Origin of the sequence: Rothia sp. HMSC061E04, from assembly GCF_001813685.1 — a bacterium.
GTDB lineage: Bacteria > Actinomycetota > Actinomycetes > Actinomycetales > Micrococcaceae > Rothia > Rothia mucilaginosa.
This window is the reverse complement of the sequence record NZ_KV813706.1, coordinates 358,965-374,382: the sequence shown is the minus strand read 5'-3', so window position 1 is coordinate 374,382 and position 15,418 is coordinate 358,965. Positions and strand designations below refer to the sequence as shown.

The window sequence follows — 15,418 nt, the reverse complement described above, 5'->3', positions numbered from 1 at the left end:
TCATTGAACGCGGACCGCTAGGTCACACATTCATCCATGTAGTTAGCATGTCAGTCGTTTATAGGCAGACATGGGCTCTTGAAGCCACTAGTAGCAAGAAAGGACTTGCTTTGATCGAGAACGGGTTGATCCTCGCGGAAGCCTATGTGCCGCCGACCCCCGAAGACATGCATCTGCCCCCCTTCTTCACCATTGGTGATTTCGCTTTCGGTAAGCAGAACGTACTGATTCTGCTGTCCGTGGTGATTATCGCGGTCTTCTTCCTCACCGCAGCACGTAAGCGCGCCATGGTTCCCGGCAAGACTCAGTTCATCGCTGAGTCCGGCTACATGTTTGCTCGTAACTCCCTCGGTAAGGAAACCCTGGGCGTACAGCACTACAAGCCGTTCGTGCCGATTCTGTTCGCCTCCTTCTTCTTCGTTCTGGTGAACAACCTCTACGGTTCGATTCCGTTTGTTCAGTTGCCCACCTTCTCGCACCCCGGTAGCGCCTACGCGCTGGCTGGCGTAGCGTACCTGACCTGGGTTGGTGTTGGTATCAAGCGCAAGGGCTTGGGCGGCTTCTTCAAGGACATCACCATGCCTTCGGGTCTGCCGGTGTGGATCTACCCCATCCTGATCCCGATCGAGTTCTTCTCGAACCTGCTGATTCGTCCCGCAACTCACGCACTGCGTCTCTTCGCGACCATGTTCGGTGGTCACCTGGCGCTGATGGTTGCATCCAGCATGGTGACCTACATGGTTGAGACTCTGGGCGGCATCGGCTACCTGGCTGCTGTTGCTCCCGGTGCTCTGGGCATGTTCCTGTACTTCCTGGAATTCATGATTCAGTGCATCCAGGCTTATGTGTTCGCTCTGCTGCTGGCTGTGTACCTGCAGGGCTCGGTTTCCGAGGGACACTAAACTCTCTAGTTTTTTAGGTTTTCGCGTTCGTCATTGGGCGTGAATAAAGCAACCCACACGTTCACTGTGCGGGCTATTAACTCAAATCAAACTCTGTTCGGTCCGGGTATGTTCCCGGTCGAACACTGTTGAAAGGAAAAATAATGGTTGGTTCCATCACTGCGGTTGGCTACGGTCTGGCAGCTATTGGCGGCGGCATCGGCGTGGGTCTGATCTTCGCGGCATACATGACCAGCGTTGCTCGTCAGCCCGAGTCCCAGAAGACCCTGCAGCCCATGCTGTTCCTGGGCTTCGCACTGGTCGAGGCACTGGCAATTCTGGGCCTGGTTCTCGTCTTCATCAAGTAACCGGCTCTGCCACATCCTAAACGACCCATCCCATAGAACAGGATTCCCTCCATGATTTATCTGGCAAGCGACGGGGGAGCGGAGGCAACTTCGAACCCCCTGATTCCCGACGTCGGGGAAATTGTCATTACCCTCATCGGATTCCTGATCCTCTACTACATCGTTGCTAAGTACGTTGTCCCGGCGTTCGAGAAGATCTACCAGGACCGTAAGGAAGCAATCGAAGGTGGCCTTGCCAAGGCCGAGAAGGCACAGGCAGAGGCTGCAGCGGCTCGCGATGAGTACACCCAGCAGCTCGAAAGCGCTCGACTGGAGGCTCAGAAGATTCGTGAAGAGGCACGCGCAGAGGGCGAGGCAATCATTGCCGATGCTCGCGAGCGTGCAACCGCTGAGGCTCAGCGCATTAGCGATAATGCAGCAAAGGCTATCGAGGCAGAGCGTGCGGCAGCAGCAGTGTCCCTCCGTTCCGAGGTTGGCACTCTTGCTACGACCCTTGCCGGCAAGATTGTGGGCGAAGCCCTCAACGATGATGAGCGATCGGCCCGTGTGGTAGATCGTTTTCTTGCTGACCTTGAAACCGAGAAGCAGAACGCAGGTGCGGCTCGGTAATGGCAGGAGTATCTACTGAATCACTGAGCAAGGTGGAAGAGGTGCTGGAAGCTCACGCTTCCCTGCAGCCCCTGAACCTGGCGAGCGAGCTTTTCGCTGTGGTTGATGTTCTCGACCACAACGGCGCCCTGCGCCGTGCTGTCACCGATTCTTCGCGTGATGCAGCAGTACGTCAGGGTATCGCTAACACCGTCTTCGGCGGCAAGATCTCTTCGCAGGCTATGGCTGTGCTCACCAATGCGGTGGCTCAGCGCTGGTCTGATGATGCTGATCTGGCGAACGCCCTGGAGCGTGCAGCAGTGCTCGCCGTGACCGCATCGGCTCAGTCTCGCGGTGGCGTGGATGCCCTGGACGAGGTGCTCAACGAACTACTCACCTTTGTGCGTACCGTTGATTCCAACGCTCAGGCGCAGGAAGCGCTGTCCGACCATCAGGCAAGCAAAGAAGCAAAGAAGAAGCTCGCCGTGGCGCTCGGTGGCCCCGCCACCACCGCCGAAGGTGTGCTTCTGCTCGAACGAGTTGGCTCCAATCCCCGCGGCCGTCACGCTGCACGGGTAGCCGATGAGTTCGCAGAAATCATCGTCACGCGACAGAACCGTTACATTGCGCGAGTAGCTAGCGCGATTGCGCTGTCGCAGGCACAGCTTGAACGTCTCGGTCGCGCGCTCAACGCCGTGTACGGCCGTGAGCTGAAGCTCGACGTTTCGGTGGACCCCGCCGTTCTGGGCGGTCTGCGTGTTCAGGTGGGCGACGAGGTGATCGACGGTACCGTCGAGACCCGCATGTCCGACCTGACTCGTTCCATCGGCTAGCGGCTCAAGCTAGCGACGCTGAACCGTTCGTCGCAACGGTGATTTAGAAGATACCTCGGGTAGCGGGTGCGTGGCTGATGCCTCCTTCGCAGAAGCGGCGGCATTGCCCGCCCGTTCAACCCGAATTGCAAGTTTCGGTTGGTTCCGTTGACGGAACGCAACCACAATGAGAGAGCAGGGACACAAGATGGCCGAACTGACCATCAATGCCGAAGATGTCCGTAATGCGCTGAACGAGTTTGCAGCGTCTTACGAACCCGGCAATGCAGAACGTGTTGAGGTGGGTCGAGTTGTATCGGCCTCCGACGGTATCGCTCGTGTCGAGGGCCTTCCCTCGGTTATGGCGAATGAGCTGCTTCGTTTCGAAGACGGCACCCTCGGCCTCGCACAGAACCTGGATACCCGCAATATTGGTGTAATCGTCCTGGGTGACTTCACCGGTATTGAAGAGGGCCAGGTCGTACACCGCACCGGTGAGGTCCTCTCGGTGCCCGTTGGTGACGCGTACCTCGGTCGCGTTGTTGACCCCCTCGGTAACCCAATCGATGACCTGGGCCCCATTGAGTCCGAAGGTCGCCGCGCACTGGAGCTGCAGGCTCCCGGCGTGACCCAGCGTAAGTCGGTTCACGAGCCGCTGCAGACCGGTCTGAAGGCAATCGACTCGATGATTCCGATCGGTCGCGGTCAGCGTCAGCTGATCATTGGTGACCGCCAGACCGGTAAGACCGCTATCGCGATCGACACCATTCTGAACCAGAAGGACAACTGGGCTTCCGGTGACCCGGACAAGCAGGTTCGATGCATCTACGTGGCTGTTGGCCAGAAGGCATCCACCATTGCAGCTGTCCGCCACACCCTTGAGACTCGCGGCGCGTTGGAGTACACCACCATCGTGGCAGCTCCCGCATCCGACGCAGCAGGCTTCAAGTACCTGGCACCCTACACCGGTTCGGCTATCGGCCAGCACTGGATGTACGGTGGCAAGCACGTCCTCATCATCTTCGACGACCTGTCGAAGCAGGCAGAAGCATACCGCGCTGTGTCCCTGCTGCTGCGCCGCCCGCCGGGACGTGAAGCATACCCCGGTGACGTCTTCTACCTGCACTCCCGCCTGCTGGAGCGTTGCGCTAAGCTCTCTGACGAGCTGGGCGCAGGCTCGATGACCGGCTTCCCGATCATTGAGACCAAGGCAAACGACGTTTCCGCCTTCATTCCGACCAACGTCATTTCCATTACTGACGGCCAGATCTTCCTGCAGTCCGACCTGTTCAACGCTAACCAGCGTCCGGCAGTCGACGTCGGTATCTCCGTCTCCCGTGTTGGTGGTGCCGCACAGACCAAGGCTATGAAGAAGGTCTCCGGTACCCTGAAGCTGGAGCTGGCACAGTACCGTTCGATGGAAGCGTTCGCAATGTTCGCATCCGACCTGGACGATGCTACCAAGGCACAGTTGACCCGCGGTTCTCGCCTGACCGAGCTGCTGCGTCAGCCGCAGTACACCCCGTACGCAGTTGAAGAGCAGGTTGTCTCCATTTGGGCTGGTACCTCCGGTCACCTCGACGACATCGAGATTTCCGACGTGCTGCGCTTCGAGGCAGGATTCATCGAGTACCTGCGTCACAAGACCTCGGTACTGACCGATATCGCTTCCTCCGGCAAGCTTGAGGATGACACCGTTGCAGCTCTGAAGTCCGCAGTTGCTGACTTCAAGCAGGGTTTCAAGTCTGAGGGCAGCAGCCACCTCGTCGACGCAGGTCACGAGGAGCACAAGGCAGCTCGCGATAGCGACATCACTCAGGAAACCATCGGTTAGCGATTAGTCCTCGCCTTCTCCCCGCCTCAGCTATGAGGCTGGGGCGGGGCAGAAAGCAAGGAGAAAGGAAGCTCTATGGGAGCCCAGATTAGGGTTTACCGACAGAAGATTGCTTCGACGTCGTCTATGAAGAAGATCTTCAAGGCGATGGAGATGATCGCGACCTCCCGCATTAACAAGGCTCGTAACGCTGCTCAGGCAGCCGGACCTTACGCGAACGCTCTGACCCGCGTGGTGACTGCGGTTGCGACTCAGCACGGTATTAAGCACCCGCTGATTCACAAGCCGAACGAGTCCGGAGCCTACGAACATCGCCGCTCCGCAATCCTGGTTGTTACCAGTGACCGTGGCCTGGCAGGTTCGTACTCCTCCGCTATCCTGCGTCGTACCGAATCTCTGATTGAGAGGCTGCGCTCTAACGGCCAGGAGGTACAGCTGTACCTGGTTGGTCGTAAGGCAAAGGCTTACTTCGAGTTCCGTGAGCGCCCCTACGCCCGTGCGTGGGAGGGGCACACCGATGCACCTCGTGTTGAAACTGCCGTCGAAATTCGTGACGCGCTACTCGAAGCCTACGACCTGCCCTTCGAAGAGGGCGGCGTGGACGAACTGCACATCGTATACACCGAGTTCAAGTCGATGGTTGTTCAGGAACCCAAGATCCTGCGCCTGCTGCCCATCCACGTGGGTGACGCAAAGGCTATGGGCGAGGAAATCGTTCCCGATGAGGAACTGACCAAGGCTGAGTACGAGCAGGCGGCATCCTTCGAGTTCGAGCCCTCCGCTGAGGAAGTGCTCAACGCGCTGTTGCCGCGCTACATTGCATCACGTATCTTCTCCTGCCTCCTGCAGGCAGCAGCAAGTGAGCTGGCATCCCGCCAGCGCGCAATGAAGACCGCAGGTGACAACGCTGAGACGCTGATTACCAAGTACACCCGTTTGATGAATAACGCACGTCAGGCGGAAATTACTCAGGAGCTCTCCGAAATCGTGGGCGGCGCAGACGCCCTCGGCTCCTAGTACTTGTACGCCAACGAAGCCATCAACTGTCCAAACTTTCTAAGTAAGTGAGAAATATGACTGCCACCTACAACGAATCGGTCTCCGCACCGACTCAGGGCGCAACGGGTCGTATTGCCCGCGTCATCGGCCCCGTGGTCGACGTCGAGTTCCCCGCCGGTCAGGTCCCCGAGATTTACAACGCTCTGACCACCGAGCTGACCCTCGACGGTCGCACCCGCACCATCACCTTCGAGACCGCACAGCACCTGGGCGACTCGATCGTTCGCGCTATCTCCCTGCAGCAGACTGACGGCCTGGTCCGCGGTCAGGCTGTAGTCGACACCGGCGCACCGATCTCCGTCCCCGTTGGTGACGGCGTGAAGGGCCACATTTTCAACGTTCTCGGTGACGCACTCGACGTGCCGAACTCCGAGATCAAGGCTGACACCTACTGGCCGATCCACCGTGCCGCTCCCGGCTTCGCAGAGCTGGAAGGCTCCACCGAAATGCTGGAGACCGGTATTAAGTCCATCGACCTTCTGACCCCCTACATCAAGGGCGGTAAGATCGGTCTGTTCGGTGGTGCAGGCGTGGGTAAGACCGTGCTGATCCAGGAAATGATTACCCGTGTGGCTCGTAACTTCGGTGGTACCTCCGTGTTCACCGGTGTTGGCGAGCGTACCCGTGAGGGTAACGACCTGTGGGTCGAAATGGAAGAAGCAGGCGTTCTGAAGGACACCGCTCTTGTGTTCGGCCAGATGGATGAGCCCCCGGGAACCCGTCTGCGCGTGGCACTGACCGGTCTGACCATGGCGGAGTACTTCCGCGATGTTCAGAACCAGGACGTGCTGCTGTTCATCGACAACATCTTCCGTTTCACTCAGGCAGGTTCTGAGGTTTCCACCCTGCTGGGCCGCATGCCCTCCGCAGTGGGTTACCAGCCGAACCTGGCGGACGAAATGGGTCTGCTGCAGGAGCGTATTACCTCCACCCGCGGTCACTCCATCACCTCCATGCAGGCAATTTACGTGCCTGCGGATGACTACACCGACCCGGCGCCGGCAACCACCTTCGCGCACCTGGATGCGACCACCGAGCTCTCTCGTGAAATCGCATCGCGCGGTCTGTACCCGGCAATTGACCCGCTGTCCTCCACCTCCCGAATTCTGGACGCACAGTACATCGGTCAGGAGCACTACGACACCGCAATTCGTGTGAAGGCTATTCTGCAGGAAAACAAGGAACTGCAGGACATCATCGCGATTCTGGGTGTGGACGAGCTCTCCGAGGAGCAGAAGATCGTCGTGGCACGTGCACGTCGTATCGAGCAGTTCCTCTCCCAGAACACCTACACTGCAAAGCAGTTCACCGGTGTCGAGGGTTCGACCGTTCCGCTGAAGGACACCATCGAGTCCTTCCAGATGATCTGCAACGGCGATGTCGACCACATCCCCGAGCAGGCGTTCTACAACATTGGTGGTATGGACGACGTTATGCGCCGCTACGAGGAAATCAAGGCACAGACTGGAGCTAAGTAATCATGGCTCTGAAAGTTGAAGTTGTTTCCCGCGAACGCGTCGTGTGGACTGGCGAAGCGAAGTACGTTCGTGCACGCTCCGTCAGCGGTGACCTCGGCATCCTGCCGGGCATGATCCCCACCTGCACGCTGCTGGCACAGGACGGCGAGCTGCTCATTGAACCCGTTGATGGTGAGCCCATTAAGACCATCCTCAACGCAGGTTTCTTGACCGTCTCGAACGATCACGTGACCATCGTTGCAAAGCACGCACAGATCTAAAGCTGGTTCCCCTCAGCGGGAATTAGCCACTGTGTACACCTCGCCGGTGTTCCACCCTGAAAGGGGAGGGGCACCGGCGATTGGTGTATCCGGGGGTAGATTGTTTACGCAGAACGAGAGTGTGCACAGAAAGAACGCGTGCGCCGAAAGAGCGCGGGCAGAAAGATGATGGGCTGAAAAGGGGCGCCTCCCATGGTCGGGAGGCGCCCCTCAAGCTATGTGCAGCTGCTTAGCCTAGAGCCGTTTAGAACAGACGGTCAGCTAGAACAGACGGTCAGCGGAGTCGTCCACGCCGCGCATCGCATCGTAGTCCAGGCTCACGCAGCGGATACCGCGGTCCTCAGCCAGGGTACGTGCCTGCGGCTTAATCGTCTGTGCCGCAAATACGCCGCGCACCGGTGCCAGCAGCGGGTCACGGTTGAGCAACTCCAGGTAACGGGTCAGCTGCTCCACACCGTCAATATCGCCCACACGCTTGAGCTCAACCGCCACGGAGACGCCGTGCGCATCCTTCGCCATGATGTCTACCGGACCGATAGCGGTCGGGTACTCGCGGCGCACCAGCGAATAGCCCTCACCGAGAGTGTGGATCTGCTCTGCGAGCAGACGCTGCAGATCAGCCTCCACACCGTCCTTGATGAGGCCGGGATCAACACCCAGGTCGGTGGCGTGCTCGTGCTCAATCTTGTAGATGCGAATCATGAGGCGGTCATCGCTCTTAGCTGCCTGAACGGTCCACAGCTGCTGAACATCGGACTCTAGGTCCTCACGGATGCTCTGCGGAACGTCCTCACGCTCAGCTACCAGCAGGGAGCAGGGAGGGCTCATCCAGTTCAGGGGCTTGTAGGAACCGCCGTCGGAGTGAATGAGGACGGAGCCGTCATTCTTGACCATCAGCAGGCGGGTAGCGCGGGGCAGGTGGGCGCGGAGGCGGCCCTCATAATCTACGGAGCATTCAGCAATGACAATACGCATCCGTCCACTCTAGCAGGTACGAGTGTTTGGCTCTAGCAGGTGAGGGTATGAGCTAGGGAACCTGAGCTTGGTACAGGTCGCGGTACGGGGGCACAGTAGGGAAGTACGGCACAGGAGGGAGGCGCGGCACAGAGCGGGGGAGTACCGCCTCAGCATGAGTACCACGCCAGTATGAGGAAGAGCGCAGAGCGAACAGTGGCAGGACCGATAGGTAGAGATAGCTGAGCGGCGCGGTAGAATAGGGCTCATGGCACGTAAGAATCATCCCGGTAGGCGAGTATCCGGCACCACCAGCGATAAGTGGCACCGTCAAGCACCCGCAGGGCGTGATATCAGCAGGATCCTCGATCCTGCACCTCGATTGGAACGTGACCGATACGGTGACTGGCTGGTGCAATACATTCCCGCCGTCAACGCCCAAAAAACCTACACCTGCCCCGAATGCTACCGCCCGATTCCGCCCAGAACAGCGCATCTGGTGGTGTGGCAAGAAAGCCACACGATGGGCCGTAGCCGCGCCATTGACGAGCGCAGACACTGGCATCAGCACTGCTGGCGCATCCGCCGCAAATAGGCTGAACACTGCACTTGAGGTGCAGCCTAAGACTACATTCTTGACCAAAACCACATTCTCGAATCCATTTTTTGAAGGAACGCGCAATGAGCAACACCGCCGATATCACCCGCGAGCAGGAATTCGATCCCGCCCGCTACGTCTTCAGCACCGCCGCTGAGCCCACCCCCATTAAGGCACGTACTGTGCTTCCGGCACGCCGCGAGAACTTCACCGTCACAACTGCGGACGGCAAGCGCCTCGTCGGTGAACTCGCCCTGCCCGAAGGCGAGGTCAAGGCAACCCTGGTGACCTTCCACCCGCTGCCCACCCACGGCGGCTACATGGACTCGCACGTGTACAAGAAGGCGTCCTTCCGCCTGCCGGCACTGTCGAACATTGCGGTGCTGCGTTTCAACACCCGCGGCACCTCCTCGATTCGCGGCACCAGCGAAGGCGTCTTTGACGGCGGCTTTGCCGAGAAGAAGGACTTCGACGCAATCCTGATGTTCGTACGCGAGCGCGCCCTGCCGAACCCCTGGCTGGTCGGCTGGTCCTTCGGTACCGAGCTGGTGCTCAAGTACGCGCCCGAATACGCGAACGAGTTCACCGGCGCTATTCTGCTCTCCCCGCCGCTGCACCGCGTGCACCCGGCTGAGCTGGACGAGTGGAACAAGATCTCGAACCCGTTGTACGCGCTGGTGCCCGAGCATGACGACTACCTGCAGCCTCCGGCGGCGCGTGAGCGTTTCGCGGCTGTACCGCGCACTCGGGTGATTCCCTTTGAGGGGTGCAAGCACCTGTGGGTGGGCGAGAAGTCCGTGCAGCAGGTCCTCAACACCGTGGTCAGCATCGTAACCGGTGCACCCACCGAACTGCCTACCGAATACAGCGGCCCGGTGGCAGAAGAAATCACTGAGCTTTAAGGTTCGGCATAAAAACACGGCATAAAAATAACAAGGCGGCGGCTTTGGACAGAACATCCAAAGCCGCCGCCTTCGTATCTATACGCGATGCGTACCCCGGGGGAAGAGTAGCGAGCGCGTAGAGAAACCTAGAGCTGTTTACAGCTGGAGGTGACTACAGTTGGGCGGTGACTACAGCTGATCCTGGCGAGGAATGAACACCTCACGCACCAGAATCAGCATGGAAGCCGCCACCGGAATAGCAATCAGCGCGCCCAGCACGCCCCAGAGCGCGCCACCGGCAGCCACAGAAATAATCGCAACACCGGCAGGAACCGAAACAGCGCGAGCCATAATACGCGGAGAAATCAGGTACGCCTCCACCTGCAAGTACAGGAAGTACGCCACCGCAAACCACAGCGCCAGACTCCAACCCTGAGTCAGCAGAATCAGCGAGGTCAAAATCAGCGCAATCACGCCACCAACCAGCGGAATGAACGCCAGAATCATGACGACCAAAGCCATCAACTGCGGGAAGCTAAAGCCCAAAAAAGCCATAATCAAGAACGCCACAAACGCGTTCAGCACAGCAACCAGAGCCTGACCCATCACGTAGTTACCCACCGACTCGGTAATCTTGTCGGTAATGTACTTGACGCGCACACGCTTGGACGCCGGCGCCAGGCGCACACCCCACGCCTTGATGGTGTCCATCGAGGTGAGGAAGTATAGAGACAGGAACAGCACAATAATCACGCCGGTCACGCTCTGCGCCAAAGTAGACCCAGCAGAAACCAAGCTCGACATGAAGCTATTGACCTGTGAAGAGGAGAACGTTGACTCCAAGAACTTAGGGACGTTCTCATTCACCCAGGTGCTGATGTTAAAACGCTGATCAAGCTCGTGGTACCAATCAGAATCAATTGTGTTCTGATAGATACCCGGCGCGTACTGCACAAACTTAGATGCCTGCTCGCTAATAATTGGGCCAATGGTCATGACCAGACCGGTCACAGCGCCAGCAAAACCAGCAAGCACAGCAATCACGCCGATACCGCGCTTAATGCCCCAAGACTCCAGGCGGCGCACAATCGGGTCTAGACCCAGAGCAATGAAAATAGCACCGGTCACCCAACCCACCAGGGCACCCACATTGTTGAAAATGTAGTAGGCGAAGAGCGCCAGACCCACGCCCACGGTCATGAGGAAACCAAAAGCGACCGGGTTGTGCATCATGGATGCCTTGCCGTTGCCGACCACCTTCGGTGCGGGAGGCGCATCCTCAGAAGCGGCGGGAACCACCGGAATGGTATCCGTAGGAGGCATAGAAGCGCGGCGGCGGTTGGAACGCACCTGGCTAATGCTTTCGGTCAGCTCGCTGAAGGTCTCCGTTAGCTGATCGGTGAGGGATTCCTTCTTGCGCGTCTCGGGGGACGATGTCGTCTCTGCGGGAGCTTCTGAGGCTTTCTTCTCGCTCATGCTCTTCCTTTCCGAATCATTCCGGGTATTTTTTCTCTACTGTGCCATTCTACCGGCTGGTTTACTTTGTTACGGCGTCCACGGTGAATCCCAAGGACAGGGGAGTGCATGTGGGAGAGATATTTGCGGGACGGATCGGGCAATAGCCCAAACGCTATCCCCGGCATGAGCTCAGAGCGTAGGCGACAGAGAACGGGCGCTCGCAACGGTGCGTTGTGGGGATAATAGAGGAAGGAACGCGTGAAGGATTTAGCCCGCACGCAACAATAGGTACAGAACGTAAAGGAGCCCAGGATGAGCATTATTTTTGATCCGGCAGACCGCGGCGCATCCCAGAACGCGGCACAGGGTCATGTCGCGCAGGGTGGTGCAGCGCAGAACGGGGCAGCGCAGGAGATTCCCGCCTCCGTACGCAACGCCATGGAACTAAACCCCAACGCGGCACAGTCTGCTGGCGAACAGGGCGGCGAGCAGACCCCCTCCGCTCCCACCTGGCGCTACGAGGTCAACACCCCCGAAGAGTTCCAGAAGTTCGTTCAGCTCTCCAGCCAGGGTGCCGTAATTTTTGCGCTCTACGCGCCGCACTCGCCCTCCTCCCTGCAGATGCTCGAAGGCGTGCAGAAGCTTGTTGATTCCGCCGCAGGTAGCATGATTTGCGCTGCCGTGGACGTCACCAAGCTCCCCGAAGCTGCCCAGGCATTCGGCGTGAGCGGCGTGCCCGCGGGCGTTGCCGTTCTGGCGGGCCGCCCGGCACCGATTTACACCGGCCCGGTCAGCGCAGAAGACCTCGGCGATGTGCTCTCCCAGGTTCTGCAACTCGCGGCACAGTACCAGCTGCCCGGCGGCTTCGACCCGGTCGTTCCCGAAGATGAAAAGCCCCTGCCGCCCCTGCACGCAGAAGCTGTCGCCGCCCTCGACCGCGGCGACCTGGAGGGCGCCCGCGCCGCATACCGCAAGGCAATTGCCGAGAACCCCGGTGATAAGGAAGCGAAGTTCGGCCTGGAACAGGTTGAACTGCTCGCCCGCGTGAAGGATCTGGACATGGCAACCGAACGCGCGGCGGCCGCGGCAGACCCCATGAACATTGAGGCGGCATTCAACGTAGCCGACCTGGACCTGGTCGGTGGCCATGTGGAGGACGCGTACAACCGTCTGCTGCGCCTGTTCAGCGCGATAGGTCCCGACGATAAGGCGCGTGTGCGCGAGCGTCTCGTGCAGCTCTTCGACGTGGTGGGTGCATCTGACCCGCGCACCGTCAAGGCGCGTGCGGCGCTGACCATGGCGCTGTTCTAAAAATAGCTGTCACCCGGGAAACGTCATGAGCCGTTCTAACCGACTGAAACGTTGAATCTGGAACTTTGAATACGGACGGGCTATCGTCGCCCCTACACTCGGCTGTGGGGTAGACGGTAGCCCGTTCTGCGTTCGCGGGTTTGAAGTGGTTTTGAGGCGGGGGAGAGCAGACGACTCAACCTGTCTGATAGCGCGGTTGGATGGCATCTATAGCACCCCGAAATGTCCATAATATGCGTTGTGAGTACGTAATAATGCAGGTTTTATCGCCAAACCTGTTAGACCTCAACGGGGAGTGATAGGGTGAAAATATGAACACTAGTCACTTTCCCCAGGACCCGAACCCGCAAGAACCAGGTTCACCGCAGAACCCGGTACTAGAGACCGCAGTAGAGGCAACTCCCGCCGCGGCAGTACCTCAAGCTAGAGTCCCCGAATCGGCATCGCCGGAAGCTGTAGTTCCCGCATCGGTAGCACCGCAGCTACCCGTCACCCCGCAGGCCGCACCGACCGCTGGCGCTCGCCCCGCCATCGAAATCCGCGGCCTCACTAAGGCATTCGGTCAGAAGGTCGCCGTCGACCGCATTAACCTGGATATCCCCTCCGGATCCTTCTACGGGCTGGTCGGCCGCAACGGTGCCGGTAAAACCACCACCATTTCCATGGTCACCGGCATGCTCATGCCCAGCGAAGGTACCGCATACGTGCGAGGCATCGACATGTGGACCGACCCCCTCAAGGCCAAAGCACATCTGGGTGTGCTACCCGACGGCGTGCACCTCTTCGACAAGCTCACCGGCGAGCAGCTCATCACCTACTCCGGCTACCTGCACGGAATCGATAAGGAAACCGTCGCATCCCGCGTCAAAGACCTGCTCGCCGCAATGGATCTGACCGACGCTGCGGGTCGTGCCGTTGCCGACTACTCCGCCGGTATGACCAAGAAGATTGCGCTCGCCGCCGCTCTCGTTCACGCGCCCTCCGTGCTGATCCTGGACGAGCCCTTTGAGGCGGTCGACCCGGTTTCCGCCGCTAATATTCAGGACATTCTGCGTGGCTTCGTTGCCTCCGGCGGAACTGTCATTATCTCCTCGCACGTGATGGACCTTGTCCAGCGCCTGTGCGACCACGTAGCCGTCATGGACTCCGGCCGTATTCTCGCCGCCGGAACCGTCGACGAAGTACGCGCCGGCATGAGCCTTGAAGAACGATTCGTGCAGCTGGTCGGCGGCCGCACCTCCTCGGAAGGATTGTCATGGTTGGGCACCTCGTCTCACTAAAGTGGCAGTATGTGCTCGCCTCCTTCCGCCGCAGCATCTGGGCGCTCATCGGCCTAATTTTTGCGGCGCTTTATGCGGGCGGTATGCTCTTCGGCCTCGGCTCCGCATACGTGATTGCTAACTCGAAGGTCCCCGAATACGGTCAGCTCGGAACCCTCCTTGTGGGCACCGTTGTGGCGCTCGCCTGGGCTATCGTCCCTATCTTCTTCAGCGGACTGGACGGCACCCTGGATGAGAGCCGATTCGTGCTCTTCCCCATCAAGCCCTCCACCCTGCAGAAGGGTCAGTTCCTCGGCGGGTTCGTGGGTATCCCCGGCATCGCCAGCATCATTGCCGTGCTGCTTGGCGCTATCGCGTTTATATCGCAGCCGCTCGCGCTGGTCGTGTACCTCATCTGCTGCGTGCTCGGCCTTGCGAACCTCATGGTGTGGGCACGTCTCGCCAACCGCCTGGGCATGGTGCTGAACGATAACCCGCGCATCGCCAACACCCTGATGATCGTTGCCGCGCTACTGATGATGAGCGCAGGCTTCATCTTCGGTGGAACGATGATTTACCTGACCGAGCATTGGGAAGAGATGCTACCCTACCTGCCGTGGCTGGGCGTGACCCCCTTCGGGTCCGCGTTCGCCGTGCCCTACTTTATGGCGACCGGCAATATGGGTGCCGCCCTTGGCTGCCTGGTGCTGACCCTCGTCTACCTGGTTGGCGGCTGGTGGCTGTGGGGTAAGAACCTCGCACGCTCCATGGCGAATGTGGGTGGTGGGGCCCACCACGCGAGCGCAGCTGAAGTCGCCGCAGGTGACCTGGGCTTGTTCGCTCGCTTCCCCGCAACTCCTCGCGGTGCCGTAGCGGCACGAATCCTGCACTCAATCCTGAAAGACAACCGTCTGCAGCTGCTGACCGCAAGCACCGCCATGCTTTACCTGATACTGACGGTGGCTATGCCCCTGTTCCTGAGCTCTGTAGGCTCCTTCGAAAGTCGGGCCAGTTTTAACGGCGTCAACGCGGCTGAAGCCAACCAGATTATCAATAGCGGCGTCACGCAGCTTTTCGGATTCTGGATGTACTTCTGCACCATCTTCACCGGCTACTACATGTGCTACCTCGTCTCCTACGACAACACCGCATTCAGCCTGCACGTGCTCTCCCCGCTACGCGGTATTGACGACCGTATTGGTCGTCTCTGGGGGTACAGCATCTTGACGGTTCCTGTCGTGGTGGTGATGGTGTTCGTCGCCTGCGTAGCAAACGGACACCTGGAACTTTTCCCCATCGTGCTGATGCACCAGCTGGGCGTGTTCGCTGCGGCTGCAGGTATTGGATGCGTACTGGATACCTTCATTAGTCCGCCCGTGGCGCCTCCCGGGGCTAACCCGTTCAAGAACCCGAAGAACACTGACGGCTTCGCTAAGCAGTTGATGCTGATGCTCACCGTGCTTTTGGCGATGCTCAGTGCCCTGCCCGGCGGTATCTCTGTTGTCGTGTACATTTATGGCACGCAGGATGTGCTGACCCTCGTCTATGGTGGCTTGATTCAGCTGCTGATTGGTGCCGCGCTGCTCGTGGGCGGCGTGGCGTGGGGCGGTCACCGCTACGACAAGGTCAGCTCCAAGATGCTGGAGTGTGTGGCACGCTTCTAGGCGAACTAAC

General features: G+C 59.3%; 15 protein-coding genes. 13 read left to right on the top strand and 2 right to left on the bottom strand.

All coding sequences use genetic code 11. The features are described from left to right. Nucleotides 1–110: 110 nt before the first annotated feature. The 8 genes from atpB (at nt 111) to HMPREF2927_RS08290 (ending at nt 7,280) form a co-directional block, all read left to right on the top strand. Nucleotides 111–902, top strand: a complete 792-nt coding sequence (gene atpB, locus HMPREF2927_RS08325; protein ID WP_070687091.1) for a F0F1 ATP synthase subunit A — start codon at nt 111–113, stop codon at nt 900–902. Between the two features lie 143 nt (nt 903–1,045). After that, nucleotides 1,046–1,249, top strand: a complete 204-nt coding sequence (atpE, locus tag HMPREF2927_RS08320) for an ATP synthase F0 subunit C (protein ID WP_005506461.1) — start codon at nt 1,046–1,048, stop codon at nt 1,247–1,249. 51 nt (nt 1,250–1,300) lie between these two features. Continuing rightward, on the top strand, nt 1,301–1,858 hold the full coding sequence (locus tag HMPREF2927_RS08315; protein ID WP_005506460.1) for a F0F1 ATP synthase subunit B: 558 nt from the start codon (nt 1,301–1,303) through the stop codon (nt 1,856–1,858). Then, nucleotides 1,858–2,670, top strand: a complete 813-nt coding sequence (locus tag HMPREF2927_RS08310) for a F0F1 ATP synthase subunit delta (RefSeq protein ID WP_070687089.1) — start codon at nt 1,858–1,860, stop codon at nt 2,668–2,670. The genes HMPREF2927_RS08315 and HMPREF2927_RS08310 overlap by 1 nt, the downstream gene beginning before the upstream one ends. A gap of 187 nt (nt 2,671–2,857) precedes the next feature. Then, complete coding sequence (atpA, locus tag HMPREF2927_RS08305; protein WP_070687087.1) at nt 2,858–4,483, top strand: F0F1 ATP synthase subunit alpha; 1,626 nt, start codon at nt 2,858–2,860, stop codon at nt 4,481–4,483. A gap of 75 nt (nt 4,484–4,558) precedes the next feature. Beyond that, complete coding sequence (locus HMPREF2927_RS08300; protein WP_070687085.1) at nt 4,559–5,500, top strand: F0F1 ATP synthase subunit gamma; 942 nt, start codon at nt 4,559–4,561, stop codon at nt 5,498–5,500. Nucleotides 5,501–5,556: 56 nt separating this feature from the next. Continuing rightward, on the top strand, nt 5,557–7,020 hold the full coding sequence (atpD, locus tag HMPREF2927_RS08295) for a F0F1 ATP synthase subunit beta (RefSeq protein WP_005507810.1): 1,464 nt from the start codon (nt 5,557–5,559) through the stop codon (nt 7,018–7,020). Between the two features lie 2 nt (nt 7,021–7,022). Continuing rightward, nucleotides 7,023–7,280: a F0F1 ATP synthase subunit delta/epsilon gene (locus HMPREF2927_RS08290; protein ID WP_049340652.1), complete on the top strand. Its 258-nt coding sequence runs from the start codon at nt 7,023–7,025 to the stop codon at nt 7,278–7,280. 261 nt (nt 7,281–7,541) lie between these two features. On the opposite strand, the gene nucS is transcribed toward HMPREF2927_RS08290, so the two are convergent. Beyond that, the gene (gene nucS, locus HMPREF2927_RS08285) at nt 7,542–8,255 is read right to left on the bottom strand and encodes an endonuclease NucS (RefSeq protein ID WP_005506450.1); all 714 of its coding nucleotides are present in this window, start codon (nt 8,253–8,255) and stop codon (nt 7,542–7,544) included. A 247-nt stretch (nt 8,256–8,502) separates the two neighbouring features. On the opposite strand from nucS, the gene HMPREF2927_RS08950 reads away from it, so the two are divergent. Together HMPREF2927_RS08950 and HMPREF2927_RS08280 are read left to right on the top strand one after the other, a co-directional pair. Further along, entirely contained in the window at nt 8,503–8,829 is a 327-nt protein-coding gene (locus tag HMPREF2927_RS08950) for an ATP/GTP-binding protein (protein WP_081094630.1), read from the top strand. Nucleotides 8,830–8,915: 86 nt separating this feature from the next. After that, a complete protein-coding gene (locus tag HMPREF2927_RS08280) occupies nt 8,916–9,734 on the top strand; it encodes an alpha/beta hydrolase (RefSeq protein ID WP_070687083.1) in 819 nt (272 codons plus the stop codon). 171 nt (nt 9,735–9,905) lie between these two features. On the opposite strand, the gene HMPREF2927_RS08275 is transcribed toward HMPREF2927_RS08280, so the two are convergent. Then, nucleotides 9,906–11,192, bottom strand: coding sequence for an AI-2E family transporter (locus HMPREF2927_RS08275; protein WP_012903752.1), 1,287 nt, complete (start codon nt 11,190–11,192; stop codon nt 9,906–9,908). Between the two features lie 294 nt (nt 11,193–11,486). Between HMPREF2927_RS08275 and HMPREF2927_RS08270 the strand changes: the two genes are divergently transcribed. The 3 genes from HMPREF2927_RS08270 (at nt 11,487) to HMPREF2927_RS08260 (ending at nt 15,408) form a co-directional block, all read left to right on the top strand. After that, entirely contained in the window at nt 11,487–12,485 is a 999-nt protein-coding gene (locus HMPREF2927_RS08270; protein ID WP_070687081.1) for a tetratricopeptide repeat protein, read from the top strand. A gap of 311 nt (nt 12,486–12,796) precedes the next feature. Beyond that, nucleotides 12,797–13,765, top strand: a complete 969-nt coding sequence (locus tag HMPREF2927_RS08265; RefSeq protein ID WP_070687079.1) for an ABC transporter ATP-binding protein — start codon at nt 12,797–12,799, stop codon at nt 13,763–13,765. Next, nucleotides 13,741–15,408 carry a transporter gene (locus HMPREF2927_RS08260; RefSeq protein ID WP_070687077.1) on the top strand — a complete coding sequence of 556 codons (1,668 nt, stop codon included), beginning with the start codon at nt 13,741–13,743 and terminating at the stop codon, nt 15,406–15,408. The genes HMPREF2927_RS08265 and HMPREF2927_RS08260 overlap by 25 nt, the downstream gene beginning before the upstream one ends. Nucleotides 15,409–15,418 lie beyond the last annotated feature (10 nt).

Excerpts from the sequence above, each read along its gene's own strand:
- atpE (WP_005506461.1), top strand. The coding sequence starts at position 1,046 with ATGGTTGGTTCCATCACTGCGGTTGGCTACGGTCTGGCAGCTATTGGC.
- HMPREF2927_RS08315 (WP_005506460.1), top strand. The coding sequence starts at position 1,301 with ATGATTTATCTGGCAAGCGACGGGGGAGCGGAGGCAACTTCGAACCCC.
- HMPREF2927_RS08310 (WP_070687089.1), top strand. The coding sequence starts at position 1,858 with ATGGCAGGAGTATCTACTGAATCACTGAGCAAGGTGGAAGAGGTGCTG.
- atpA (WP_070687087.1), top strand. The coding sequence starts at position 2,858 with ATGGCCGAACTGACCATCAATGCCGAAGATGTCCGTAATGCGCTGAAC.
- HMPREF2927_RS08300 (WP_070687085.1), top strand. The coding sequence starts at position 4,559 with ATGGGAGCCCAGATTAGGGTTTACCGACAGAAGATTGCTTCGACGTCG.
- atpD (WP_005507810.1), top strand. The coding sequence starts at position 5,557 with ATGACTGCCACCTACAACGAATCGGTCTCCGCACCGACTCAGGGCGCA.
- HMPREF2927_RS08290 (WP_049340652.1), top strand. The coding sequence starts at position 7,023 with ATGGCTCTGAAAGTTGAAGTTGTTTCCCGCGAACGCGTCGTGTGGACT.
- nucS (WP_005506450.1), bottom strand. The coding sequence starts at position 8,255 with ATGCGTATTGTCATTGCTGAATGCTCCGTAGATTATGAGGGCCGCCTC.
- HMPREF2927_RS08950 (WP_081094630.1), top strand. The coding sequence starts at position 8,503 with ATGGCACGTAAGAATCATCCCGGTAGGCGAGTATCCGGCACCACCAGC.
- HMPREF2927_RS08280 (WP_070687083.1), top strand. The coding sequence starts at position 8,916 with ATGAGCAACACCGCCGATATCACCCGCGAGCAGGAATTCGATCCCGCC.
- HMPREF2927_RS08275 (WP_012903752.1), bottom strand. The coding sequence starts at position 11,192 with ATGAGCGAGAAGAAAGCCTCAGAAGCTCCCGCAGAGACGACATCGTCC.
- HMPREF2927_RS08270 (WP_070687081.1), top strand. The coding sequence starts at position 11,487 with ATGAGCATTATTTTTGATCCGGCAGACCGCGGCGCATCCCAGAACGCG.
- HMPREF2927_RS08265 (WP_070687079.1), top strand. The coding sequence starts at position 12,797 with ATGAACACTAGTCACTTTCCCCAGGACCCGAACCCGCAAGAACCAGGT.
- HMPREF2927_RS08260 (WP_070687077.1), top strand. The coding sequence starts at position 13,741 with ATGGTTGGGCACCTCGTCTCACTAAAGTGGCAGTATGTGCTCGCCTCC.